This window comes from Frisingicoccus caecimuris, from assembly GCF_004340975.1.
Taxonomy (GTDB): Bacteria; Bacillota; Clostridia; order Lachnospirales; family Lachnospiraceae; genus Frisingicoccus; species Frisingicoccus caecimuris.
Window position 1 is genome coordinate 173,012 of record NZ_SLXA01000001.1, and the last position, 23,610, is coordinate 196,621.

Sequence of the window (23,610 nt, forward strand, 5' to 3'; positions counted from 1 at the left end):
GGTCCCCGGTATTCGTCGCTGCTGACTGGTATCCGGTATTCGTCGCTGCTGACCGGTCCCCGGTATTCGTCGCTGCTGACCAGTCCCCGGTATTCGATACCTTAGCATGTTCCCAGTCAACTTGGTCCTTTATGTATCCAACACCGGCCTTAATTAATCCCGGAAGGCCAATTTCGGCATTGATTTTTATATGTTTTCCAACACGTTTGCTATCGTCACTTTTCTGGTCATTCACATCCAGGTCAACCTCGCAATATCTTGAATCAGCTGGTGGGTAATAGCCGAATACGTCCAGAGGATTCTCACAGGCATGGAATCCGCAATTGCAGATATCTGCTTTTTCTTCCTCATATTCTTTGCCGACTTCAAATTGATAATCGCGGCACTTCAAATCTTTATCAAAGCCTTTATAAAGTTTCATTTACTTTCTCCTCATTTTCTGTTAAAATAATGTTGAAATTTTTCTTGTTTGCCCATGATCTGAGTTGCTGCTCGATCGGGGCATTTTTAATAATGGGCCATCATCTGTCTGATACCGGAACAGCTGCCACAGGCCAGATAACATCACCGCCAGGACCCAAGCCACGAAAGCCGGACCGTCTGGATTACAAAGTGCCATTGGCACTGCCGCGATTGTACTGGCCAAAATGACCGCGCCGGACAGCATGTCGATTATCTTTGGTATCACTCATCTGGTCCCTCCCTTCTCACAAATATCATTTTCATTCCAAGCACATCCATTACCCGGTAAAGCTCATCCAACCGAAATTTTTCTGGATGCTCTCGCTTGTCATACAACGTCCGCGAAGCTATCAAACTTTTATTCGCCAGGGTATTATTATTTAAATGATAACGCCGCATCTCGCCGTCAATTAAGCTACCTAAATAATCACAACGTTGCTGTAGCAAATCTGCACTCCTGCTAACAGAACCCCTTATCATCTATTCATCTCCCTTCTGTTTCTATATATTTCGTGGTATAATCCTCCTAACAAATGACGAAAGGAAATATAGAAAATGGAATTTAATTACTTTTTCACCAAAGAAAACATCACATTTATTCTTGCTACCATTGGCTCAATCGGTACAATATATACCCTGATTTCTGCTGCAATTTTTCAAAGAGTAAATTTTTCTATGCGCCTCCACATGTACCATTACAAAAATAACCAACTTTTAATTTATGCATCTTTTGAAAATCATTCTAGGCTATCATTATCAATAACCGGAATCTCTGCCATATATGATGGCGTCAGCTATCCTTGTCTGTATCAATCAATTTCTGTTTGTGAACATGAACGTAGAATTGGTGGGAAAATAGTCAGCCGAAAAGAAGATTTTTCTATTTCCCTTCCAATAAATCTATCTTCTCTTGCAGGGACATCTGGTTACTTGTATTTTGACATGCTTCCAGATACCTATCCAAGCGATGCCAAAACTCTGACTCTTCAAGTAAGTACCAATCGGGGTAAGGCAAAGAAAATGATATTACCGGTTGACTGTTGATATATTTTTTTACCTTATACATTTGCTCCACCTCCTTCTCAATAAGTTAGCGAAATTAATGAATCGTCAAAAAGGACATTGTGGAAATATTATTGTAACGGACTATAATATGCTATTTCATCCGCTATCTGTAAAATGTCTTTCACTATTCCATAACTTAGCTGTGTATCGGAAAGACTTTTCTTAATGGCTGCTATAGCATTCTCGGCGGCCATTTTTCTTTCCATATTGGGAATTATTGTTCCGCCATTTCCATATCTTGTGCTTCCTATCTCATTCATCTTATCTACGCCACCTCCTTCTTCATTTTTCAAAGTCCTATTTACGGAGCAGTGAATTTGCTTTTCTGAACCGCATCACTATTCGCCTGCTTGAACTTCCGAATTAAGGAAGTTCTTTTTTAAATTCTTCATCCCTTGAAACAACAAGACTGCTTTTTCCGGCTTCGCATATCTTTCTCCATCAGAGCTTCTTGACGAATATAAAAAAGCTTATAGCGAAATCAATAAGCACAAGGCTGAGAAATACGGCCCGAAATGGACTTTCTAATTCCTTATAAATATTTACCATTTCATGGCTGTAATTTGACAGTCCATCATCACACGCATGATTGTAGGAAGCCTCTGACAGCATCTTCATTTGCTTGATTAGGCTTTCTCTCATGTCGCTTTTTTCGAATATACTCATGTCTATGCCACCTCCTTCTAGTTTCCTTTCAAAGTCCTGTTTATGGGACAGCAATTCGCTTATTCTATAGCCACACCATTAAATAAGTAATTCATCTACTGAACAATTTAAAATTGCCGCAACCTTTTTAAGGCTTCTGACTGATGGACTTACTGTATTCCATTTACAAATACTGCCTATACCAAGACCAGCTTCCTTTTCTAAATAATTAATAGATAAGCTCTGTTCAGAAGCTTTTTTGGTGATATTGTCATATATCAATATCTCTTTTGATTTCGTAGTATCACCTCCATGCTTTTTCTGAAAATATCGCTAAATTATATTGACTAACTTCTGAAAATAATATATAATTTGTTTACCAGACAAAATTCGTTATACTATATGCCATTCAATATAATTGCGATATTTTCAGAAGTTATGATTCTATTATACGCGATTATTTCAGAATGTCAATACTTATTTTGCGATTATTTCAGAAATATATGAGGTATGTATAATGGGATTAAAAGAACGAATTAAAGAATTATGTAAAGAAAAAAACATTTCTATGAACAAATTGGAAGAAACTTTAGGATTTGGCAAAGGGTACATAAGTAAATTAGGTACTAGTAATCCGAACACTTCAAAATTACAAAAAATTGCAGATTATTTTGGAGTATCCTTAGATTATTTAATGACAGGAAATTCAGAATCTTCTAAATCAAATACTCTTTCAAAAAAGGATGAACGAGATATTGCAAAAGACTTAGAAAACATTATGAATAAACTCTCTAATAAAGAAAATGGCCCAGCAAGCTTTGAGGGTGAGGACATCCCCGAAGCCGATCAGGAACTTTTTGCTGGTCAAATCGAGCTTATGCTTCGCCGTCTGAAAGCAATAAATAAAGAGCTGTATAATCCTAACAAAAACAAAAAGTAGGTGTATTGGATTGAACAGAAATATCAAACATATTGTCAATACATTAAGAAAAAAATACGATACTGGCAACCCCTTTGACATTGCTAGGCAAATGGAGATAGAATATATCATAGGCCCTCTTGGCAGTCGAAGCGGCTGTTATATGTACTTGAAACGACACCGTTGCATTTTTCTTAATGAAAACCTATCTGAACATGAAATGAAGCTTGTAATGGCTCATGAATTAGGTCACGCCATATTACATAGGACGCAAGACTGTTATTTCATACGACATAAAACATTACTGTCTACAGATATTTTCGAACTTGAGGCAAATAAATTTGCTATGGAACTTTTGATTTCAGATGATTCTCTGGAAGAACATAAAGAATACTCCGTTAATCAATTGGCCAGATTATATGGCTATCATGAAAATCTAATAGAATTAAGATTAAAATGATTAATCCGCCTACGGCGTGTTAATAAAATACTATATGAAAAGGGGAAATGATTATGAAAAAACGAATTGGAGCTATCACATTAGCAATGGTACTATGTTTTTCTGCAACGGCTTGCAGCGACAACTCAGCAGCACCTACAGAAACTGAATCAGAAACCGAGTATTTTGCCGATGAGGATTTTCTATCCGACCTATCCAAAAGTCTAGAGGCTCGATGGGATATATCAGAGGCCCAAGACCTTGCTACATTGACAAATGCAGAATACAAAACAACCATGGAATCCGCCATTCAAGCCGAGTTGGATATCGTTGGTAAATATCAAACTGAAAAATTTGAAGATACTAAACTTCAAGAATATGTTCTCCAATACATAAACAACCTTAAAGATCAGCAAGCAAGCCTTGATTATATCGATGTAGATAATGTAAAGTTTATTGATGAATGGAATAATCTCTACGGTAGTCGCACAGAAATCGTATCAACATTTTACAATACATACGGATTAACTGTTTCCGAAAAATATCAATCTGTCCTTAACGATATGCTGACAAAGGCAACGATTGTAGCGAATCAAAATGAACAAAAGGCCATTATCGACTCATGGGTAAAATCCATCACATTTGAACTTGCAGAAGATAATTCCGGGTGGAAAACTTATCAGGCTGTTGCCGAAAACACTACTGGATATAGTTTTGATTATATAAATTTAAGCATTAATTTAATTGACTCAGATGGGGTTATTCTTGAAACAAGATACTCAAGTTTCCAAAATATATCTACTGGAGCTAAGGTAAAATTTGAATTTATGTCTGACACAGAATTCACTTCAACAGAGGTAACGGCTACTTATCAGATAAAATAAAAACTATGCCCCCTGCGTCAGCAGACGCGGGGGACATAAAGAAAATTTAATATATTTACCCGGACAACTGGGGAGGGTTAATTCCATCCGTTTCGGAGGTCTTACGAAAGGGGTGGTAATTATGAGTACATACGAAGAATTTATGATAATCTTGAACATAGCGTTACTGATTATCGCCATTCTGAATTTTACCCATAAAAAATAATCGCCCTGCCTCTGGAAAAGTAAGAGCGATTATTTTTTAATACTTCTATTTTCCCGGAGCGGATAGGCTTCATCTATCTACTCCAGTTGTCTTGTTAAGTATATTATATGTCAAACAAACAACATTGTCAAACAAAAACCGGTTCTTACGCCAATCGAAAACCCATAAGCGCATTATTAAAATATTAGAGTAAAAGAGGGATTATTATGAAAAAGATAGAAGACAAACTGTTAGAAAAATCTATAGAAGCTTTCTCTATGGCAATTGAATTATATAACAAGCCTACAATAAAATATCGTGTTGAGGGATTCAGTTTATTTATCTGCAACGCCTGGGAACTCATGTTAAAAGCCCACATGATAAAATCCTACGGCGAATCCAGCATATATTTCCCTGATAATCCCGGAAGAACTCTTTCTTTAGAAAATTGCATTCAAAAAGTATTCACCAATAACAAAGACCCTCTACGGCTTAACTTGGAAAAAATAATCGAATTAAGAAATACCAGCACACATTTTATCACTGAGGAATATGAAATGGTATATGTCCCTTTATTTCAGGCATGTGTGTTGAACTTTAATGAAAAAATGGAAAGTTTTCATAAGATAGACATGACCAAAATCATTCCTCAAAATTTTCTTACTCTGTCAGTCAGTATGAAGGCCCTTAGTGAAACTGAGATTATAGCCAAATATCCAGAAGAAATTGCCACAAAAATGTTAGACATGAAAAATAATGTGGATGCCATCTCCATTAATAATAATGCGAAATTTGCAATAAGAATTGACCACTATCATTATCTTACAAAGAAAAAAGATGAGGCTACGTCATTTGTAAAAATTGATTCTTCTGCGGATGCGAGTGTAAAAATAGTAAGAGAACTAAAAGATCCTAATAATACCCATAAGTTCACCGCAAAACACTGTATTGCAATTATTCGTGATCACCTTAATAAAAACAATATCGAATTGTTCTACAATGGCGTGACTACAAAATTTAACAGTTTTCATTTTAATAATTTCTGTAGATATTTTGGGATTAAGTGCAACGAGAAATACTGTTATATCCATAGACAATTTAGTCAACCGCAATACTCTTATTCTCAACAGGCAATAGATTTTATCATTGAAGAACTTGCGAAAGATCCTTTACATATTCTCGACAAAATAAAAAAAATAAGCTAACCCCAGGGGCAAAGGAATTCTAAGTCTTGCGACCTACTCCCATTCGGGAACCCAGCCTTATCCTTCACGAGTTAACTTATTTATATTATATAATATATTTTGAATTTGTCAATTTATGCACGAAAATATGTGCAAACTAAATTAAACTAAAACAAAAACCGCCCGGTGCTACCAATACCAGACGGCTTCACATAGATTTCTATACGGGCTGCTTGAGCCAATGTGTATATCATCCCTAAACAAGTTGATTATACCACAATCCTCCGGCACCTGTATAGGTGTTATTTTTGTACAAATTTTTAAGGAGGATGATACAATGGCAACACCAAAGAAACTTCCATCTGGCCAATGGCGAACCCAAGTATACGACTATACAGACGAAAATGGCAAACGCCACTATCGCTCTTTTACAAGCCCAAATAAGAAGCTTTCGGCTCTTATGGCTGCGGAGTTCGCCGCCAATAAAAAACGGATTTCCTGCGGAAATCTGACGGTCTCAGAGGCTATAGAGGAATACATAAGAGTCAAAGAAAATGTTCTATCCCCCAGTACCATTCGAGGATATACAGTCATAAAGAATAATCACTTCAAAGAGATCGAAAATATTTTTATCCGGGATATCACAAATGAAGATGTTCAGAAGTGGATCAATAATCTCGCCAAAAGACTTTCAAGTAAAACCGTCAGCAATGCTCACGGCCTTCTGATTTCGGCCATCGATATGTTTGCGCCAGAAATCCGAATTCGCGCAAAACTGCCAAGAAAGAAAAAAGCGGATCTATACGTACCGTCCGATACTGATGTCAAAAAGCTCCTGGAGCATATTGCTGGCACAGAACTGGAGATTGCCGTTCTCCTAGCGGCTTTTGGTCCTATGCGCCGCGGCGAGATCTGTGCTTTGACATCGAACGATATCCATGGTAATTATATAGATATCAACAAATCCATGGTACGAAGCCAAGACGGCAAATGGATCACCAAAGAACCAAAGACCGACTCCAGCTACCGGACCATTGATTTCCCGGATTTCGTTATCGAGAAGATATCTGGAATTGAGGGACGCATCATCAAGGTCACCCCAGATACCCTCACAATGCAATTTGAAAGAATTTTTAAAAATATCGACATACCCAAATTCCGGTTTCATGATCTGAGACATTACTCTGCTTCCATCATGCACGCCATCGGTATCCCCGATCAGTACATCATGGCCCGTGGCGGTTGGTCAACGGACGGTGTTATGAAGTCCGTTTACCGGAATGTCATTGATGAGCAGACAGTTAGAATGAATCAGCGCATTAACGGTCATTTTGAATCCATGCAACACGATATATCACACAACTTTTTGAAACCCTTGTAAATTAAGGCTTTTTAGCTAATTGTGAAACTTTTCAATTCCCGTCGGGTGCATTTTTTAATTTTATCAGAAAAACCAACAGACACCGATAAACACTGGATTTGTCGGTGTTTTATTTTTGCGATATTTTTGTTTACTATGTCTTCATTATCTCAATAGAAATCGCCACTTTATTTTCCATGAACCCATCTCAGGAAAGTGTCCTGCGCAATCGAGAGCTGCTGGGCCGCCTCCCGCGAAGTGATCTTTTTATTTTCCCAATCCACTTTAAGCTGCCAGAACTCCTCAGGGATCGGTTTCCTTGGTCTGCCAAACCGTACCCCACGAAGCTTTGCTGCCGCTATACCTTCCTTCTGCCTCTGGTGGATATTTTCACGCTCTGTCTGGGCCACATAAGAAAGAATCTGCAATACGAGATCTGCTACAAATGTTCCTGTCAAATCATTACCTGATTTCCGGGTATCTAAAAGCGGCATATCCAATACCACCACATCCACTTGTTTTTCTTTGGTAATGATCCGCCATTGCAGCAGAATTTCTTCATAGTTACGGCCCAACCGGTCAATGGATTTTATTACCACAATATCTCCTGGCCGGATTTTTCTCAACAGCTTCCGATATTGCGGCCTGTTAAAATCTTTTCCGCTGAGTTTATCCATGTAAATATTGTTTACTAAAACAGGAAATTCACGCAGCGCGATCAACTGCCGATCCTCGTTCTGTTCCTTTGTAGATACGCGGATGTATCCGTAAATTTTGCTTTCCATAAAAAGCCTCCTTTGTTAAATTTCAGAGTGGTATGCGCTCCTGATATAATTCTAAAGGAGGTTTTACATTTTACAGATATTATTTTCTTCGGGTGCATGTTAAAAAACACCGATAAACCTGTGTTTACCGGTGTTTTTTCTTATCCTGCAATAATGGCTGTCGGATACCCGCTCTGACGAAGTCTTCGCTCCATCATGTGAGCTTCTTCAAGCGTATCGAAGTTTCCCACCTGCACCCGGTAATACCCATTACCTTCTGCGATAAATGCGGGATAATTCTGGCTCAGAAGCCGGTCCAACATCGTTCTGGCATAGTCTTCATTGCGAAAAGCTCCTGTTTGAATCGTATAGGCCGCCCCCATTGTACCGGAAGGTTTTATACCTAATGTATCCAAAATACCATCAGCAATTCCCTGGGCGATCGCCTGAAAATTATCGTCAAATAACTGATTATCAATATCCGAATTAATAAATCCCGCTTCCACCAAAATGGCCGGCATCTGCGTCCGGCGGAGCACCGCAAGATTCGGCCGCTCCTTTACTCCCAAATTGCGAAAACCTATTTTTTCAAGCTGCCGATTGACATTCTCTGCCATTTCATTCTTAATTCCGCTTCGATCATAAACGAGAGTCTCCACACCGGATACTTCATTCGGCCTTGGAAAAGAATTGCGGTGAATCGAAACAAAAAAATCCGCGCCGGCATTGTTTGCCTCTCTCGCCTTTTCGCCCGGCGATTCGTAGATATCTGTTGTCCGGGTATATTCCACATCCAGACCCGAATCTTCCAAAATCTGTCCAACAGCCAGCGCCAAAGCCAGCACATCATCCTTTTCCTGCCGTCCGTTATAAACGGCTCCCGGATCACGACCCCCATGCCCTGCATCAATCATGATTTTGTATGCCATAAAAAACTCCAAAAGTTCTTTATAACTATCTTATGCAATTTTATTTCAATCGTTTCTCAATCGCTTCTACGACCGTTTCAAGGACTTTAATACGTGCATAAAGCTTATCGTTACCTTCCACAATAATCCAGGGAGCATAGGTTGTAGACGTACGAAGAATCATTTCATCCACAGCCTTTACATAATCCTCCCATTTTTCGCGGTTCCTCCAGTCCTCGTCTGTAATCTTCCACTGTTTATTCGGATCTTCCATCCGCTCTTCAAAACGTTTTTTCTGCTCATCTTTATCAATATGAAGCCAGAATTTCAACACAATGGTGCCTGCATCCGCCATTTGGGCCTCCATCCGATTAATCTCATTATAAGCCCGTCGCCATTCATCTTCCGTACAAAAGCCCTCGATTCGTTCCACCATAACCCGGCCATACCAGGTTCTGTCGAAAATTGCCACATGACCAGCCTTCGGCATATGGTTCCAGAAACGCCAGAGATAATGATGGGCTTTCTCAATATCATTTGGCGCTGCCGTAGGAATAACCTCATAACCTCTCGGGTCCATCGTTTTTGTCAGCCGGTGAATAGCTCCCCCCTTGCCGCCGGCATCCCATCCTTCAAAACCAATGACAACAGGTATACGTTGTTTATAAAGCTCACTGTGGAGAAGGGCCATTCGCTTTTGAAGGTCATCCAATTTCTTTTTATAAACGCTTCGTGTCAGAGATTTTGACAAATCCACCGCGTCCAGCACTGAAGAACCAAAAGTAACCTCGCTGCTCTCGCCAGTCAGAGGTTCCACAGGCGCCGTCTTTCCCGCCGCCTTTGCCTCCTCTTTTGCCAATCGGTCCGCAAAAATCTCCACAACAGTTGAAATGATTTTTACCCGTGCATATTCCTTATCTGTGGCTTCCACAATGGTCCAGCTGCCAAAAGATGTATCTGTCTTTTGTATCATCTCTTCATAAGCCCTCGACCACTCATCATAAGCCTTATTATGTTTCCAGTCGGTTTCTGTTACCCGCCAATTGGTCTCTTTATTTTCCTCCAGTGCCTGAAAACGTTTTTTCTGTTCCTTTTTTGAAATGTGCAGAAAAAATTTAATGATGAGCATGCCGTCCTGAGCCAGTTCCTGCTCAAAATTCAAAATATCATTATAGGCATTTTCCGATTTTTCCCTGCTTTTCTGCTTTTCCGCCCGGGCTTCAACAATCTTTGTATACCAGCTCCGGTCAAAAATGTGAATTCGTCCATTTTCAGGGAGCTTCGTCCAGAAACGCCAGAGATAAGGCCGCATCGTCTCCTCTTCCGTCGGTTTCTGAATCGTAAACACCTTAAAGCCTCTCGGGTCCATTGGCTGAATCAGCTGATTGATCATCGTCCCTTTTCCCGAAGAACCGAAACCTTCAAACAGAATCACCACCGGAACTTTATAACTTTTTAATTTTCTCTGCAGCAAAGACAATTGTGGTTCCAGCTGTTCCATCCGTGTCCTGCATTCCTTCTTGGACATCTTTTTTGAAAGATTAATTTTTTCCAGCATAAAATACCTTCTTTCATGACTATTCTCTTTAAATATACCCTTTCCGGACATACTCATACTTATGCACATTCCAGCAAAAGACAATTAAAAAAAGAAAAAACCAGGATTCCAAAGTCGATTGGAACCCTGATTTACAATTCTCCTCAGAAATATTTCTTATTGCCCCACAGATTGCTCTTTTTCAGCTCAACATATTCACTGTACGCTTTTTCGAGTATCTGTTTTTCATTCGTAAACTTTAACAAATGATAAGCCTCGTGATATTTGTAATATCCTGAGTCCACAAAATATTCTTCACGTTGTGGTCTGCTATGATAACTGTCGGACATCATCAGATACCAGTGTACGTCTTTCACGATCAAGTCCTGTGCGGTATTAAAAGTATATTGGCTTTTTCCCACATATTTGATGATCGAAGCGCTGACGCCAGTCTCTTCACGCACTTCCCTGATCGCCGTTTCTTTGTATTCTTCACCTTCCTCAACAGTCCCTTTTGGCAAAACCCATCCTTCATACTTATTCCTGTAATTTTTATATAGCAGAAGGATCTTGCCTCTAAATATAACCACACCGCCGCAGCTCGTTGCTTCTGTCATGGTTGTACCTCCATTTTATGGTGTGCGTCACTCTTGTTATAAGTATACAACCATTTAACCACAAATACAACCTTAATTTTGAGGGCTGCCCCGGTCTCAGCTCTACTGTCCGAGATAGGCCTGAAGAACAGCATTGGCTACCGGCAGCGCACTCTCATAATATCCTTCATCATTTTCTACAAGAACGCAGATGGCAATCTGCGGCTGTTCGACCGGTGCGTAGCCGATAAACCAGGAGTTATCACCCCGGCCACTCACTTCGCCGGTTCCGGTCTTCCCGGCCACTGAATAGCCATAGCCTGAGAGAGATGTCGCTGTACCATAATCAACAACAGCTTCCATTAGCTGACCAAGTAAATCCGCTTCCTGAGTGGTTAAGACCTGACCATAGGATTCGGGCAGATATTTTTTCACCCGATGTCCGCCTCCGGCTGTCTCCACCGCATCCACCATATAAGGCTGCATCATATTACCGCCATTGGCGATCGACGCTGCGATCATGACCATCTGAAGCGGTGTCACCTGGGTATGACCCTGACCAATGGCTGTCGCCGCTGTCTGCCAGTCTGAATCATCCGCCGCCAGGTTAAAAGAACTCTTTGTATGCGGTATTTCCGTCGGAAGCTCTTTGTTAAAAAACAGGCTCTCACAGGTATCTTTTAAAAGGTTATCCGGAAGTGACAGGCCTATATTACCAAAGGAAGCATTACAGGAATAGGCATAAGAATCCATGAAATTCTCTTCGCCGTGAACAATCTGATCAAAGCAGGTAATATACTCATCGCCGCCCAGATTAATCTGACCTTCGCACACATAATGATAATTATTATAGTCGGTCCCGGAGCGAATATAAGCCAAAGAAGTCAGCGTCTTGAAAATGGAGCCAGGAACAAAAAGTCCAAAAGTTGTCTTATTCAGCAGACTGTCATTACTCTCTTCCGAAACAATATATTCATAGTCATCTACCAGTGTATTTGGGTCATAATCCGGTTTGGACACCATAGCCAGCACCCGCCCTGTAGCAGGCTCAATAGCAATGACTGCCCCGTTATTATAACCGAGGGCATTGTAGGCCACTTCCTGCAGCTGTGCATTCAAAGTCGTCACTACCCGGTCTCCCTGATTTTTCTCTCCCCGGATATCCTGAAGAGCGTTTAAGATTGGATTGCCATTCGACTGCAGCATATAAAAATTCTCCGACAGTTCAATACCGGACTGATTAATCTCTGATGTACCGACGGCATGAGAAAAGATCCGTCCCATCGGATAGTATCGTGTTTCATTGCCGTTTTCATCAACCAGTGTTTCAGCCAGGACCGTTCCGTCACTGGATACAATATCTCCCCGAATAACCGTATCCGCAAAAGAATTGATCCGTACATTATAAGCGCTGTTAATGACATTCTTGCTGACAAAGGCATTAAAATAAACAAAATAGCCAATCATCAGTACAAAGAGAAAAGCAAATACATACGTCACCGCCAGGATTTCCGGATTCTGGCTGCGGCGTTTTTTGCGCACGGCTTTTCGTTCTTCAATTTCCTCCGGCGTCAGTTTTAATTTTTTAATCCGGCGTTTCTCAGGAATTTCTTCCTCTGTCTCTTCCGGGACTCTTTCCGATTCCATCCGACGACGCCTGGTTCGACGTACCGGACGTTCTTCCGGCATATCCCCTTCTTCAACCGGAATGCTTCTTCTGGATGCGGATGCAGTTCTTCTGGGAGGCTCCTGGAGAATGTCCTCATCAAAAAAGTCCATGGTATCAAAATCCGGCTGAAATTCAAAATCCTCACCGTCATTTAAAGGCAGATCCCTAAACACTTTTGTTTCTCCCATGGCATCGCCCTCATCACTCCCGGTGTTTTTTTTCACCGGTCTCTTCGGCAGATCATCAATATTTATTTTACGAACACTCTTCTTCGGCGTCTCGTTCTTCTCGTCTCGTTTCAAGGATACGCACCTCTCTTTGTCGCAGCAGGTAAAGGCCCTGAATGACTGCAAAGATTATAATTGTCGATAAAACACTACTTCCACCGTAACTGATCAACGGCATGGTAACACCCGTATGTGGAATCAGTTTTGTTACTCCGCCGATACAGAGGAACAACTGAATTCCATAGGCCGTACTCAATCCCATAGCCACCAGCTTGTAAAAAGGTTTTACCAGCTGCAGGGAAATATTAATAAACATTAAAAAACAGCTAAAATATACAAGAATCAGACATATGGCAAACAGCGCCCCCAACTCTTCGGCAACAGCAGAAAAAATAAAGTCACTGACTACGACCGGAATCGTATCCGGCTTGCCTTTAAAAAGTCCCATGCCAAACCATCCGCCCGTGCCGATAGCAAACAAAGACTGAGCGATCTGGTATCCGGCATCGTTATAATTCCCCCACGGGTCACTCCATGCCACGACTCGGGTCTTTACATGATCGAATAATTTGTAAGCTATGACCGCCGCCGCCGATCCGGCCCCCAGCCCCAACGCCATGTATCTGAACTGGCGTGTGGCCACATAAAGCATGACCAGATAAGTCACAAAGAAAATGACCGCCGCACCAAGGTCACGCTCAACAACGAGCACGAGTACATAAGCTGCTGCCACCGCTGTTGTGATCACGATCCGCTTAAAACTTGTATCCCGCGCCAGCATAGCCGCAACGAAGAAAACAAAAACAATCTTAGCCAATTCTGAAGGCTGAAGGCTAAAGCCGCCAATAGATATCCAGTTGGTCGCTCCATACATACTTCTTCCGAATACAAAAACAGAAGCAACCATCAAAAATCCAAACACCCCCAGAAATATGCCCCATCGGTCCACTATGCGCACCCGAAGGATAAATGCCGGAATGACAAGGCTGATACATGCCGCCGCTACAGCAATTACAAACTGTCGTACAGCCATATCAAAATCCAGCCGGGTCAGTATGACAAATCCGACCATGAGCAGATAACACATATTATTGACAATCAATCTGGACGCATTCTTATAGACCGTCCCATAAATGATCAGTGTTGTAAGAAACAACACGAATTGAGCGCCGTAAAAATACAGCATCTTCATATCTTTGGTCATTAGATAAATAATCAGGTAACAGATAAAATGGATGAGAAACATCAGTACATTCTGAACCACATAGACATGTCCCCGATCATACTCGTGACGATCGCTGAATACGGTAAAACATTTCATTGCATAGGAAGCCGCCAGAATTGCCAATATATATTTTGAAACATGAATAATGACATTGACCATATTAATCCATCAACTCCTTACTCTATTCCCCGGGCAAAATGTCCCCGGGTAAAATCTTTAAGGATATTTTTCTCCGGTAATCCATCTCCGTAGATTGATTCATAACTGTGGAGCAGCGCCCGTATTTCTTCATCTGTTTCCATAATAAACTGTATACGGACAGATGCCGGGGCCAGTTCAAGAAGCTCCTTTTTCTTATCGATCAACATTGTCGGAAGCCCGTTGTATATCTTGTTATAGCAGAACTCACATTCATTATATACATAAAAATGTTTATTCTGCCGATCTGTTAATTGTAACATCTCCGGACGTTTTGTACAACCTTCCCGCGTTTTTTTCACACATTGGGCAGAAATCATAAGCTGCTGATGGCCATAAACAACCAGTTCCATATCAGAGCAGCCGAGCTTCTTAAGCTCGGAATAATTCAACTCCACCGGCGCCGTCAACTCCACCTTTCCAAGGTCCGACAAAAAGATTTTTGAGCGTCGATTCATACTGTAAATGCTCGAATCAAACACAAAATTTCCTTCCGGTATCAGGGATTTCACCAATAGAAAAGCCTCCATATGGCATACAAGCCACCCATCGGCAAAGCCGGAAGCCGACTGAATATAAGAAATCAGTTTTTGCCTGTCTTTTTTCCGGAGGATTCCCGGCAATGCAAAATAGATTTCTTTTCCTTCCTGTTTTAACAGACGCACGGTTTGAAAGTTTTCCTGAACCGCCTCATGAAGTTCCGTATAAACCCGTCGGATACCTCTGAATTCTGTCAGAATCCGGCCGCGTCTCAACATCTCCGGTCCGGTCAGCATCACGTGCAATGCCGGAATTCTTTGTGCCGATGTCACCGCCTTTTCCTGTAATGGGACTTCTCTTTCTTCAACCCGCATATATTTTTTTAAGCATTCTGCCTCAAGAGTTTTCAGTCCGCGCCGCCTCAAAAGCTTCAATTGCTGATTTGGCACATAACACTCTCCATCGGTTTCCACTTCCAGCATTTCAAAAACAAACGGGGTGCTTCCTGTTTGTAAAATTGGTTTTTCAAGCTGGCCGGCCGACATCGGTTGATTTTTTGCCGCTTCAGCCTTTTCCCCTTCCAGAGAAACAGAAATGTCCCCCCATACTAAAGTCAGTATAACAGGAAAATCTTTCATAACTCTTAATGTCCCGTAAATTTTCTCTTTCAATTCCTGCCTCATATATCTCTCGTGAAGTTCCTCAATCAAAGAGGGATTTCGCATACGAAAGACCGTTGTTCCCGGGATAAGTTTTCGATTTTTCTCTTTCTTTTTTCCTGTTTCCGGTTCAAAGAAACCATTTTCAGGTACAGAATGACCCAATGTCCACTGCCGTTCTTCCTTCCCATTTTTGCTGCGTATTTCAAGTACATCTCCCGGTTTTAATTCAGTATCGGCTCGAATATCCCCTTTTTTTGTCACCGTTCCAGCAGGTACGCCCATATGATTTGGCCGTTTCGTAAATATCATCTCTGCTCCGTTATTTCGATACAGATAACCATGGGAAAAGCCGCCCCGGTTATACAAATCCATGAGCCGTTCCATATCTTTTCCATCCACCCGGAATCTGTCCCGGCCGTATTCCAGATAAAGATCTGTATAATGACGATACAAAAAAGCCGTCAGTGCCGCATACTCAGGCTTTTTCATCCGTCCTTCGATCTTAAAAGAATCGGCGCCGCTTTCAACCAGCTCAGGAATATCAGAAAGAGTACATATATCCTTTGGACTGAGAAGATAATGTCCTTCCCTGTCGCCCTCTGCCCGATAAGGAAGACGGCACGGTTGGGCACATCTTCCCCGATTGCCGCTGCGTCCGCCGATTACACTGCTCATAAGACACTGACCTGAATAACAATAGCATAATGCTCCCTGAACAAATACTTCCAATTCCATCCGGGTATTCTGCCGTATATCCTTAATTTCTTCGAGTGACAGCTCTCTTGAGAGCACAATTCGGTCCATTCCCTGCTGCTCCAGCCATTTTACTATCTCTGTCCCGGTAATCGTCATCTGAGTGCTGGCATGTACCGGGAGCTTGGGAAAACTCTGTTTTAAAATGGACAGCAGGCCAAAATCCTGAATGAGCACGCCGTCCAGCCCTTCTCTGTAATAAGGACTTAAAAACCTGTACACTTCGCCCTCAAGTTCGCTGTCTTTTAACAGTGTATTCAACGTCAGATAGAGTTTTTTATTATGAATATGGGCATGATCAATAGCCCTTTTCAGATCCTCTTCATCTGGATTATCCGCATAGGCTCTGGCCCCAAAACGGCTGCCGCCCATGTATACTGCATCTGCTCCAGCGTTAAATGCTGCTTTCATTCCTTCTACAGAACCGGCCGGGGCCAATATTTCAATCTTTTTTTCTGATAACATTTACACTTCTCCCGTTTGCACTGCTATGAAACCAGAAAGACGGGAAATTCATCATTTCCCGTCTGACAGTATATTTATTGTTTCTGATAAGCTCTGGTCTCCAGCTTGACAATCTGCTTCTGCAGATCATTAATTTCGTTTTTCAGCCGTTCAATTTCTTTTTCGGCTTCCTCCAGATGAATCTGAGCGCCGATCAGTTCGTGCTTCAGGTCATATTCGGTCTTGTCCTTTTCCTCGATATCCGCTTCCAGTATCTCCACCTGTTTTTTAGCTTTATGGTAATCATCTGCCATATTCAATTCCAGCAATGTCTTCTGCATATCCATGCTCAACCGCCGGTAATTAGGAATCTGGTCCATCTCTTCCATCTTATTATTTATGTATAATGCAATCTTCTGCAAATATTCCTCACTCTCATAGCCGCTCAGCGTGTAAACCTTGCCGCCGATCAATACCTGTATATCTTTTTTCGCAGCCATCTTTCTCCCTCCAGTCCGCAATCGATATATTTATTATAATCGCTATAATCTACAAAAACAAGACCAAATCGCAGGAAAGGCCCTTACTTTTCTCCGACCGGCAGTCCAAGATGACGGTAAGCTGCCGGCGTTACCATACGTCCTCTCGGTGTCCGCTGCAAAAATCCGTTCTGAAGCAGATAAGGCTCATAGACATCTTCCAGGGTTCCCGCATCCTCTCCAATAGAGGCGGCCAGCGTATCCAGCCCCACCGGACCTCCGCCAAACTTTTCGATCATTGTCCAGAGAATATTCCGGTCTACCGAATCCAATCCGTATCGATCTACTTCAAGAATATCCAGCACCTCCCGGGCCACGGTCTCCGTCACCCGTCCGTCATATTTGACTTGAGCATAATCACGGACCCGTTTCAACAACCGGTTTGCCAGTCTCGGCGTTCCCCGGGATCGTCGGGCCAGTTCCATGGCTCCCGCCTCATCCATCTGCATCTTAAATACATCTGCTGAACGAAGGATGATCTGACTCAGTTCTTCCGGTGAATAGAATTCCAGACGCTGAATCACGCCAAAGCGGTCACGCAAAGGAGCCGTCAACATGCCGGCTCTCGTAGTAGCTCCAATCAACGTAAATTGAGGCAGGTCCAGACGAATGGACCGTGCAGTTGCTCCCTTACCGATGACAATATCAATGGCAAAATCCTCCATTGCCGGATAAAGCACTTCCTCTACCTGACGATTCAGTCGATGAATTTCATCAATAAACAAAATATCTCCCTGAGACAAGCCGTTTAATATAGCCGCGATCTCCCCGGGCCGCTCAATCGCCGGTCCGGAAGTCACTTTCATATGTACCCCCATCTCATTGGCAATAATGCCGGCCAGCGTCGTCTTTCCAAGTCCCGGTGGCCCATAGAACAACACATGGTCCAGCGCTTCATCTCTCTGTCTGGCTGCCTGAATATAGATTTCCAGTACTTCTTTAATTTTCGACTGTCCGATATAATCTTTTAACCAGACTGGCCGCAAATGATTTTCAGTTTTAATATCTTCTTCAATAAATTCTGTTGTTATGATCCGTTTATTCATATTTCTATGCCTCTAAAAAGTAAGCATTTGTTTTAAGGCCAGTTTCAGCAGGGTTTCACCATTCATATCCGGTGTCCCATCAACTTTCTGGACCGCTTTAAAAGCTTCCGTCTCCGAATAGCCCAGAGCCACAAGTGCCATAATGGTTTCTTTTTCCGCATTGCTTCCCACATGCGATATGCCTGAGACCTCTTGCGGATTTTCTTCAAACATATCCTCCAATTTCAGTTTATCCTTCAATTCAATAATCAGTTTCTGGGCTGTTTTCGGTCCAATGCCCGGTGCCTTTGCAATGGTTTTTGAATCTCCGGACATGACAGCAAAACGAAACTCATTCGGAGAAATGCAGGATAATATCCCCAACGCCCCTTTTGGCCCAATGCCGCTCACACCGATCAGAAGTTTAAAAATCTGTAAATCATCTCGAGTCAAAAATCCATAAAGGGTGAGTTGATCCTCCCGGACATACATATACGTATACATTTTCACCGGCTGTCCCATCGGAGGAAGATTTTCCAGCACCGATGACGGTGTATAAATCAAATAACCAATTCCCTGATTATCCAGGACCACATAATCCGTTCCAGTCTCAGCAAGACAACCTTTTACAAAAGCAAGCATTTTATTTTTCCTTTCTCAGTTTTTCCAGACGTTTCTTCATATCTTCCATAGGTTTGGCATATCTGCTGGATTTAAGATTTGGATAAGCTTTCATATGATGCTGAAGCACCCCTCGATGCTTGATCTTATTCTCTTCATAGCGTTTTACAAGTACAGATAACTTATCTTCCAGTTCTTCACGATATTCATTGATCGTTCCGGTCAAAGGAATATTCTCGAAATACTCCTTGCGTTCTTCCCACTGTTCCTTCAAACGGGATACCATATGGGACGGTGACAGTTCTCTGTATTCCGGGCCCAGATTATGCACATCCAGAAACTGAAAAATATCTTCTCGAATATTCTCCATTTTTTCCAGAGTCTTTTTCACATCCAGGGTTGCCACCACTGTATTCACAAAGTCTGCTGAAAAAACAACAATAAAAAGGCCACCCAATACCTGGCCGGCTGTTCTCGGCAGCTTATCGATCAAGAGCAATACGATCGGATGCAGAATTTCTACCATGATAACCGAAAAAAATCCCCAGAAAAGGGACACTTTCAGGCAGATTCTGCCCTGAATATTAAACTTTTCATTACTGTAATCCCACCATGTTGCCGCAAAAAGCTTTTCCATGAGCCATGAGGTGAAGAATTCCAGAATGGTCGGAAATACCACACCGCCCATATAAACAAGCCACAAATCTTCTTTTAATGGATATAATGTCAGATAAACAACCAGCGCACCGCAGCCATAGATTGGAATATAAGGCCCCATCAAAAATCCCCGGTTAATCCATTTTTTAGCCTTTATGGAACAAAAAGAGCTTTCCCAAAGCCAGCCGCAGACACAGTAGATGATAAAAAACCATAAAATGTGATAAAAATCCGTATTCAAGTTCAAATATTCATGCCCCCAAAAATTTTTATTTCATATGGGTATACTATACACGATTTTATTATAAAAATCAATTTACGAAACCGTTTTTTTCGTTCTATAATATAAACATAAAATCATTGATGAAAAGGAGCCGCCAACATGCAAACATTAACTCAGACCTTTCCAATCCCATATATACAACAGGAAGATTCCTCTTGTGACGAAACCATACTTCTTTTGGATATCGAAACCACCGGATTTTCTGCCGACATGTCAACCATTTTCATGATTGGCTGTGCTCATTTCGATGGCAAAAAGATGCTTGTGAATCAGTGGCTTTCCGATACTCTGGAGTTACGGGGAGAACAGGAAGTCCTTAATGCTTTTTCCGAGTGGCTTCTGCAGCGGGTCTCCTCTTCTAAAAAACTCTGTCTGGTGACCTATAACGGTGATAATTTCGATCTTCCTTTTCTGAAAAACCGTTATGCCCAATGTCAGCTTTCCTGTCCTCTGGATTCTTTGAATTTAAAAACATTAGACTTATACAGAAAGTTTCTGCCCTTAAAAGCTTTGTGGCCTGTAAAAAATATGAAATTAAAGACAATGAGCATCTGGCTCGGTTACACACCTTTGACCACCCCGTCAGGCCGTCAGCTCATCAAGTCCTATCATCAATACATAAAAATAAAAGATTCAGAAACCCTGAACCTTTTATTTCTCCATAATACCGACGATCTAAGGGCTTTAGCCGCCCTTCTGCCAGTCTATAACTATATACTTTTTTTCAGTGGTTTCTATACAGTAACCTCTGCAGACCCCACAGGAGAATCTCTCCTGTTTCATCTGACACCGGAAGTGTTCCTGCCTGCACCACTGACGTTTGAATCCTTCGGCTGCCGTATCGACATCAATGATTCCGAAACCCTGCTGCGTGTGCCTGTCTATGAGCGCGGCCTTCGCTACTATTATAGTGATATTAAAAATTATGTTTATCTGCCGAAAGAAGATTATGCGCTCCACAGATCCATGGCCGCCTATATTGATAAAAGTCATTGGCAAAAAGCCACCCGCGAAAACTGCTACACCTGGTTTTGTCTGGAAGAGACTTTCTTAACCGATCGTCAACAGATGAAAGATTATGTACAAATGATTTTCCGTTTACTTGGATTTCTTCGATGAAAACCGTTTTAACAATGATTCCGGATTCAGACGCTCCCGGACATCCTGTGTCATAGCTTCAAGTTCCTCTTCAGCTTCCGATTCACTGTCGTATCCGGATTCATACCGTATTCGGGCATCTGTCATCTGCTTTATTAATTTTCTTCGATATCCGCTTCGACGAATCTGGGCTAAAAAACTATCATAATCTTCATGAAAAATCCATGGCATGCCGGTACATATTTTACTATACAGCCTGCCCGCTGCATCCGAGCTGCCATTTCCCCGTATGTCTACATTCACCGATTTAAAATCCGTGTCGTAAATCACAATCTGGGCTTCCGTAGCTGCTTCCTCCTTATGGACGTCCGCCTGAAAGCATCCAATCATCCGATTTTTTGCAAATACGTGAACAAAACTCATATTTCTGGCCGGAACAAGCAGATAATGCCGGGTCATTACCACCTGACCCGGTATAGATAATTCCACACCATCAGAAAGTTCGGAAACAAACTCATGACGCTCCCCCGGCTCCAGAGACTTTAATATCCGACGTTCATAGTTAAATGCCTGCATCAATTCGTAAACACCGTATAAAATAATGCCGGCACAGGCAATCAGTCCACAGACATAAGCAAGCTTTGAAGCCGAATCATATTCTTTCAGCATTTCCAATAATATCGCCTGGAAAATCCCTGCGCCGAAAAGAACCATTAAAGTTCCCGCAACCAAATGAAAAAAATAATTTTTCAGTTTTAACATTTTAAAGGTATCCATATTCGCATATCACCTTCCATGCGGATTAAAAAAGATGCAGGAACATACAATCAGTATATTCCTGCATCGATATGTCCGTTAAATTATTCCTCTACGGTTTCTTCTTTCACTGGCGTCTCCATAGCCTTGATACTCAGGCTGATTTTTCTTTCTTCACCGTTGAAATCAACAACCTTCGCTGTAATAATCTCACCAACCTGCAAAACATCTGATGGTTTTTCAACATGCTCTCTGGAAATCTGAGATACATGGAGCAGAGCATCCACACCCGGCTCAAGTTCGATAAAAGCACCAAAATCTGTCATTCTGGCTACTTTACCTTCGATCACGTTGCCTACCGCATATTTTTCATCTGCTGTAAGCCATGGATTCTGATCAGCAAATTTCAGGCTGAGGGCAATCTTTTCGCCCTGGATATCTTTGATCAATACAGTAATATCATCGCCGACTTTTAATAACTTCTTCGGATTTTCAACACGTCCCCAGGACATTTCAGAAATATGAAGAAGACCGTCTGCACCGCCAAGGTCGATAAATGCGCCGAAATCTGTAACATTTTTAACCTTACCTTCAACCACATCACCAATATTGATGCGTTCAAATAATTCTTTCTGTTTCTGAGCTTTTTCAGCTAAGAGAAGCTGCTTTCTGTCACCGATGATACGGCGTTTTCTTGGATTAAATTCAGTAATGACAAAACTGATCTCCTGTCCGTCATATTTTCCAAGGTTCTTTTCATAAGTATCGGATACAAGGCTGGCCGGAATAAATACCCGTGCTTCTTCAACAACAACACTCAAACCGCCGTCAAGAACATTGACAACCTTCGCTGTAAGCACTTCTTTGTTGTTATATGCTTCTTCCAGTCTCTTGTTTCCTTTTTCAGCAAGCAGTCTTTTATAGGTTAATAACACCTGGCCTTCACCATCATTCACTTTCAGAACTTTCGCCTGCATTGTGTCACCTACGTTAACTACAGTAGTCAGGTCCAGGTTTGCTGTATTCGAATATTCGTTACGTGTAATGATTCCGTCTGCTTTGTAACCTATATTAAGGATGATTTCATCTTCTTTAACGTCGATAACAGTACCCTCAACGACCTCCCCATTTCTAATTGTCTTTAAAGACGCTTCCAATAATTGTTCAAAACTCATCTCTGACATAGCAGTATGAACCTCCTCGATAATATTATTTGGGGTTGACGCCCCGGCTGTAATACCTACATACCTTATAGATTCAAAAGCAGTTAAATCCAAATCAACAAGTGTCTGTATATAGTAAGTATTTTCGCATTCTTTTTTACTGATTTCGTATAGCTTCCGGGTATTCGAACTGCTTTTATCACCAATAACGATCATCGCATCCTCTTTTGATGCAATATCTCTCGCTTCCTGCTGCCGAACAGCCGTTGCATTACAAATCGAGTTTACACAGTTTATATCATACCCCTTTTCGGAAAGAATTTCAACTAATTCTTTAAATTTATTGTAATTAAATGTCGTTTGCGATATTATGCACAATTTTTCCCCTTTCATTTGGGAAAATTTCACGGCTTCGTCAACGCTTTGTATCACAGTCGAAGGTGTCAGACACCATCCCTGAATCCCCTGCACCTCAGGATGATCAGGATCACCGATAATGATAATATTACGGCCATCCCTGCCCTGTTCTTCTACAATATTATGAATCCGCTTGACAAAAGGGCAGGTTGCATCGATTATATGAAACCCCTTTGCCTCGATCGTTTCATAGACAGAACGCGCAACCCCATGAGAACGGATGACCACCGTGCCTTTCGGCAAATCATCCAGTTCTTCCAGCGAATGTATGACCTCTGCACCTTTCGCCGCCAAATCCCTAACGACCTCATCATTATGGATGATCGGCCCATAGGTATATACCGGCTCTCTTCCCCGGCATTTCTCCGTCTGCTCATAAACCATATTGACGGCCCGTTTTACACCCGGACAAAATCCGGCGCTTTTTGCCAGTATGACATCCATAA

Annotated in this window: 25 protein-coding genes; 7 read left to right on the forward strand and 18 right to left on the reverse strand. The window is 41.8% G+C overall.

All coding sequences use genetic code 11. From position 1 onward, the window contains the following. The 3 genes from EV212_RS13610 to EV212_RS00940 all read right to left on the reverse strand — a co-directional run. Positions 1–421: DUF7666 domain-containing protein (locus tag EV212_RS13610; protein ID WP_330570424.1), on the reverse strand; the 421-nt coding region annotated here is incomplete at its 3' end. 21 nt (positions 422–442) lie between these two features. Next, the gene (locus EV212_RS00935; protein ID WP_132087471.1) at positions 443–688 is read right to left on the reverse strand and encodes a hypothetical protein; all 246 of its coding nucleotides are present in this window, start codon (positions 686–688) and stop codon (positions 443–445) included. Next, entirely contained in the window at positions 685–909 is a 225-nt protein-coding gene (locus EV212_RS00940) for a hypothetical protein (RefSeq protein ID WP_132087474.1), read from the reverse strand. The genes EV212_RS00935 and EV212_RS00940 overlap by 4 nt, the downstream gene beginning before the upstream one ends. A gap of 108 nt (positions 910–1,017) precedes the next feature. Here EV212_RS00940 and EV212_RS00945 point away from each other — a divergent pair, with 108 nt between their 5' ends. Beyond that, positions 1,018–1,506, forward strand: coding sequence for a hypothetical protein (locus EV212_RS00945; RefSeq protein ID WP_132087477.1), 489 nt, complete (start codon positions 1,018–1,020; stop codon positions 1,504–1,506). Between the two features lie 89 nt (positions 1,507–1,595). On the opposite strand, the gene EV212_RS00950 is transcribed toward EV212_RS00945, so the two are convergent. Next, entirely contained in the window at positions 1,596–1,820 is a 225-nt protein-coding gene (locus EV212_RS00950) for a hypothetical protein (protein ID WP_132087480.1), read from the reverse strand. 148 nt (positions 1,821–1,968) lie between these two features. Beyond that, the gene (locus tag EV212_RS00955; protein ID WP_132087483.1) at positions 1,969–2,193 is read right to left on the reverse strand and encodes a hypothetical protein; all 225 of its coding nucleotides are present in this window, start codon (positions 2,191–2,193) and stop codon (positions 1,969–1,971) included. 496 nt (positions 2,194–2,689) lie between these two features. Here EV212_RS00955 and EV212_RS00960 point away from each other — a divergent pair, with 496 nt between their 5' ends. From EV212_RS00960 to EV212_RS00980, 5 genes are all read left to right on the forward strand, one after another. Next, positions 2,690–3,112, forward strand: a complete 423-nt coding sequence (locus tag EV212_RS00960) for a helix-turn-helix domain-containing protein (protein ID WP_132087486.1) — start codon at positions 2,690–2,692, stop codon at positions 3,110–3,112. A 10-nt stretch (positions 3,113–3,122) separates the two neighbouring features. After that, a complete protein-coding gene (locus EV212_RS00965) occupies positions 3,123–3,551 on the forward strand; it encodes an ImmA/IrrE family metallo-endopeptidase (RefSeq protein ID WP_243115423.1) in 429 nt (142 codons plus the stop codon). A 53-nt stretch (positions 3,552–3,604) separates the two neighbouring features. Then, positions 3,605–4,414, forward strand: coding sequence for an FxLYD domain-containing protein (locus EV212_RS00970; RefSeq protein WP_132087489.1), 810 nt, complete (start codon positions 3,605–3,607; stop codon positions 4,412–4,414). 411 nt (positions 4,415–4,825) lie between these two features. Continuing rightward, complete coding sequence (locus EV212_RS00975; protein ID WP_132087492.1) at positions 4,826–5,803, forward strand: DUF3644 domain-containing protein; 978 nt, start codon at positions 4,826–4,828, stop codon at positions 5,801–5,803. Between the two features lie 316 nt (positions 5,804–6,119). Next, complete coding sequence (locus EV212_RS00980; protein WP_132087495.1) at positions 6,120–7,163, forward strand: site-specific integrase; 1,044 nt, start codon at positions 6,120–6,122, stop codon at positions 7,161–7,163. A 167-nt stretch (positions 7,164–7,330) separates the two neighbouring features. On the opposite strand, the gene EV212_RS00985 is transcribed toward EV212_RS00980, so the two are convergent. The 11 genes from EV212_RS00985 to EV212_RS01035 form a co-directional block, all read right to left on the reverse strand. Then, entirely contained in the window at positions 7,331–7,927 is a 597-nt protein-coding gene (locus tag EV212_RS00985) for a recombinase family protein (RefSeq protein ID WP_132087498.1), read from the reverse strand. A 140-nt stretch (positions 7,928–8,067) separates the two neighbouring features. Next, positions 8,068–8,835, reverse strand: coding sequence for an N-acetylmuramoyl-L-alanine amidase (locus EV212_RS00990; RefSeq protein WP_132087501.1), 768 nt, complete (start codon positions 8,833–8,835; stop codon positions 8,068–8,070). Positions 8,836–8,875: 40 nt separating this feature from the next. After that, positions 8,876–10,372, reverse strand: a complete 1,497-nt coding sequence (gene pap, locus EV212_RS00995) for a polyphosphate:AMP phosphotransferase (RefSeq protein ID WP_132087504.1) — start codon at positions 10,370–10,372, stop codon at positions 8,876–8,878. Positions 10,373–10,515: 143 nt separating this feature from the next. Continuing rightward, entirely contained in the window at positions 10,516–10,968 is a 453-nt protein-coding gene (locus EV212_RS01000) for an NUDIX hydrolase (protein WP_132087507.1), read from the reverse strand. Between the two features lie 102 nt (positions 10,969–11,070). Beyond that, positions 11,071–12,918, reverse strand: a complete 1,848-nt coding sequence (locus EV212_RS01005) for a peptidoglycan D,D-transpeptidase FtsI family protein (RefSeq protein WP_132087510.1) — start codon at positions 12,916–12,918, stop codon at positions 11,071–11,073. After that, positions 12,872–14,227 (reverse strand): FtsW/RodA/SpoVE family cell cycle protein, encoded by a 1,356-nt coding sequence (locus EV212_RS01010; RefSeq protein ID WP_132087513.1) that lies wholly within the window; start codon positions 14,225–14,227, stop codon positions 12,872–12,874. Before EV212_RS01010 ends, EV212_RS01005 begins: the two co-directional genes overlap by 47 nt. Positions 14,228–14,244: 17 nt before the next feature. Beyond that, entirely contained in the window at positions 14,245–16,626 is a 2,382-nt protein-coding gene (locus EV212_RS01015) for a U32 family peptidase (RefSeq protein WP_132087516.1), read from the reverse strand. Positions 16,627–16,700: 74 nt separating this feature from the next. Further along, a complete protein-coding gene (gene zapA / locus EV212_RS01020; RefSeq protein WP_132087519.1) occupies positions 16,701–17,105 on the reverse strand; it encodes a cell division protein ZapA in 405 nt (134 codons plus the stop codon). A gap of 83 nt (positions 17,106–17,188) precedes the next feature. Beyond that, on the reverse strand, positions 17,189–18,190 hold the full coding sequence (gene ruvB, locus EV212_RS01025) for a Holliday junction branch migration DNA helicase RuvB (protein ID WP_132087522.1): 1,002 nt from the start codon (positions 18,188–18,190) through the stop codon (positions 17,189–17,191). 12 nt (positions 18,191–18,202) lie between these two features. Beyond that, complete coding sequence (gene ruvA / locus EV212_RS01030) at positions 18,203–18,811, reverse strand: Holliday junction branch migration protein RuvA (RefSeq protein ID WP_132087525.1); 609 nt, start codon at positions 18,809–18,811, stop codon at positions 18,203–18,205. 1 nt (position 18,812) lies between these two features. Further along, entirely contained in the window at positions 18,813–19,694 is an 882-nt protein-coding gene (locus EV212_RS01035; RefSeq protein WP_132087528.1) for a putative ABC transporter permease, read from the reverse strand. A 135-nt stretch (positions 19,695–19,829) separates the two neighbouring features. On the opposite strand from EV212_RS01035, the gene EV212_RS01040 reads away from it, so the two are divergent. Next, positions 19,830–20,849 (forward strand): ribonuclease H-like domain-containing protein, encoded by a 1,020-nt coding sequence (locus EV212_RS01040; protein WP_132087531.1) that lies wholly within the window; start codon positions 19,830–19,832, stop codon positions 20,847–20,849. Here the strand turns inward: EV212_RS01040 and EV212_RS01045 are convergent. After that, the gene (locus EV212_RS01045; RefSeq protein WP_132087534.1) at positions 20,829–21,605 is read right to left on the reverse strand and encodes a hypothetical protein; all 777 of its coding nucleotides are present in this window, start codon (positions 21,603–21,605) and stop codon (positions 20,829–20,831) included. The genes EV212_RS01040 and EV212_RS01045 overlap by 21 nt on opposite strands. Before the next feature lie 83 nt (positions 21,606–21,688). Beyond that, the gene (locus tag EV212_RS01050) at positions 21,689–23,608 is read right to left on the reverse strand and encodes a bifunctional 4-hydroxy-3-methylbut-2-enyl diphosphate reductase/30S ribosomal protein S1 (protein WP_132087537.1); all 1,920 of its coding nucleotides are present in this window, start codon (positions 23,606–23,608) and stop codon (positions 21,689–21,691) included. Positions 23,609–23,610 lie beyond the last annotated feature (2 nt).

What these genes read in the sequence shown, in the direction of transcription:
- EV212_RS00945 (WP_132087477.1), top strand. Translation starts at nt 1,018, where the DNA reads ATGGAATTTAATTACTTTTTCACCAAAGAAAACATCACATTTATTCTT.
- EV212_RS00955 (WP_132087483.1), bottom strand. Translation starts at nt 2,193, where the DNA reads ATGAGTATATTCGAAAAAAGCGACATGAGAGAAAGCCTAATCAAGCAA.
- EV212_RS00960 (WP_132087486.1), top strand. Translation starts at nt 2,690, where the DNA reads ATGGGATTAAAAGAACGAATTAAAGAATTATGTAAAGAAAAAAACATT.
- EV212_RS00970 (WP_132087489.1), top strand. Translation starts at nt 3,605, where the DNA reads ATGAAAAAACGAATTGGAGCTATCACATTAGCAATGGTACTATGTTTT.
- EV212_RS00975 (WP_132087492.1), top strand. Translation starts at nt 4,826, where the DNA reads ATGAAAAAGATAGAAGACAAACTGTTAGAAAAATCTATAGAAGCTTTC.
- EV212_RS00980 (WP_132087495.1), top strand. Translation starts at nt 6,120, where the DNA reads ATGGCAACACCAAAGAAACTTCCATCTGGCCAATGGCGAACCCAAGTA.
- EV212_RS00985 (WP_132087498.1), bottom strand. Translation starts at nt 7,927, where the DNA reads ATGGAAAGCAAAATTTACGGATACATCCGCGTATCTACAAAGGAACAG.
- EV212_RS00990 (WP_132087501.1), bottom strand. Translation starts at nt 8,835, where the DNA reads ATGGCATACAAAATCATGATTGATGCAGGGCATGGGGGTCGTGATCCG.
- pap (WP_132087504.1), bottom strand. Translation starts at nt 10,372, where the DNA reads ATGCTGGAAAAAATTAATCTTTCAAAAAAGATGTCCAAGAAGGAATGC.
- EV212_RS01000 (WP_132087507.1), bottom strand. Translation starts at nt 10,968, where the DNA reads ATGACAGAAGCAACGAGCTGCGGCGGTGTGGTTATATTTAGAGGCAAG.
- EV212_RS01010 (WP_132087513.1), bottom strand. Translation starts at nt 14,227, where the DNA reads ATGGTCAATGTCATTATTCATGTTTCAAAATATATATTGGCAATTCTG.
- EV212_RS01015 (WP_132087516.1), bottom strand. Translation starts at nt 16,626, where the DNA reads ATGTTATCAGAAAAAAAGATTGAAATATTGGCCCCGGCCGGTTCTGTA.
- zapA (WP_132087519.1), bottom strand. Translation starts at nt 17,105, where the DNA reads ATGGCTGCGAAAAAAGATATACAGGTATTGATCGGCGGCAAGGTTTAC.
- ruvB (WP_132087522.1), bottom strand. Translation starts at nt 18,190, where the DNA reads ATGAATAAACGGATCATAACAACAGAATTTATTGAAGAAGATATTAAA.
- ruvA (WP_132087525.1), bottom strand. Translation starts at nt 18,811, where the DNA reads ATGCTTGCTTTTGTAAAAGGTTGTCTTGCTGAGACTGGAACGGATTAT.
- EV212_RS01040 (WP_132087531.1), top strand. Translation starts at nt 19,830, where the DNA reads ATGCAAACATTAACTCAGACCTTTCCAATCCCATATATACAACAGGAA.
- EV212_RS01045 (WP_132087534.1), bottom strand. Translation starts at nt 21,605, where the DNA reads ATGGATACCTTTAAAATGTTAAAACTGAAAAATTATTTTTTTCATTTG.
- EV212_RS01050 (WP_132087537.1), bottom strand. Translation starts at nt 23,608, where the DNA reads ATGGATGTCATACTGGCAAAAAGCGCCGGATTTTGTCCGGGTGTAAAA.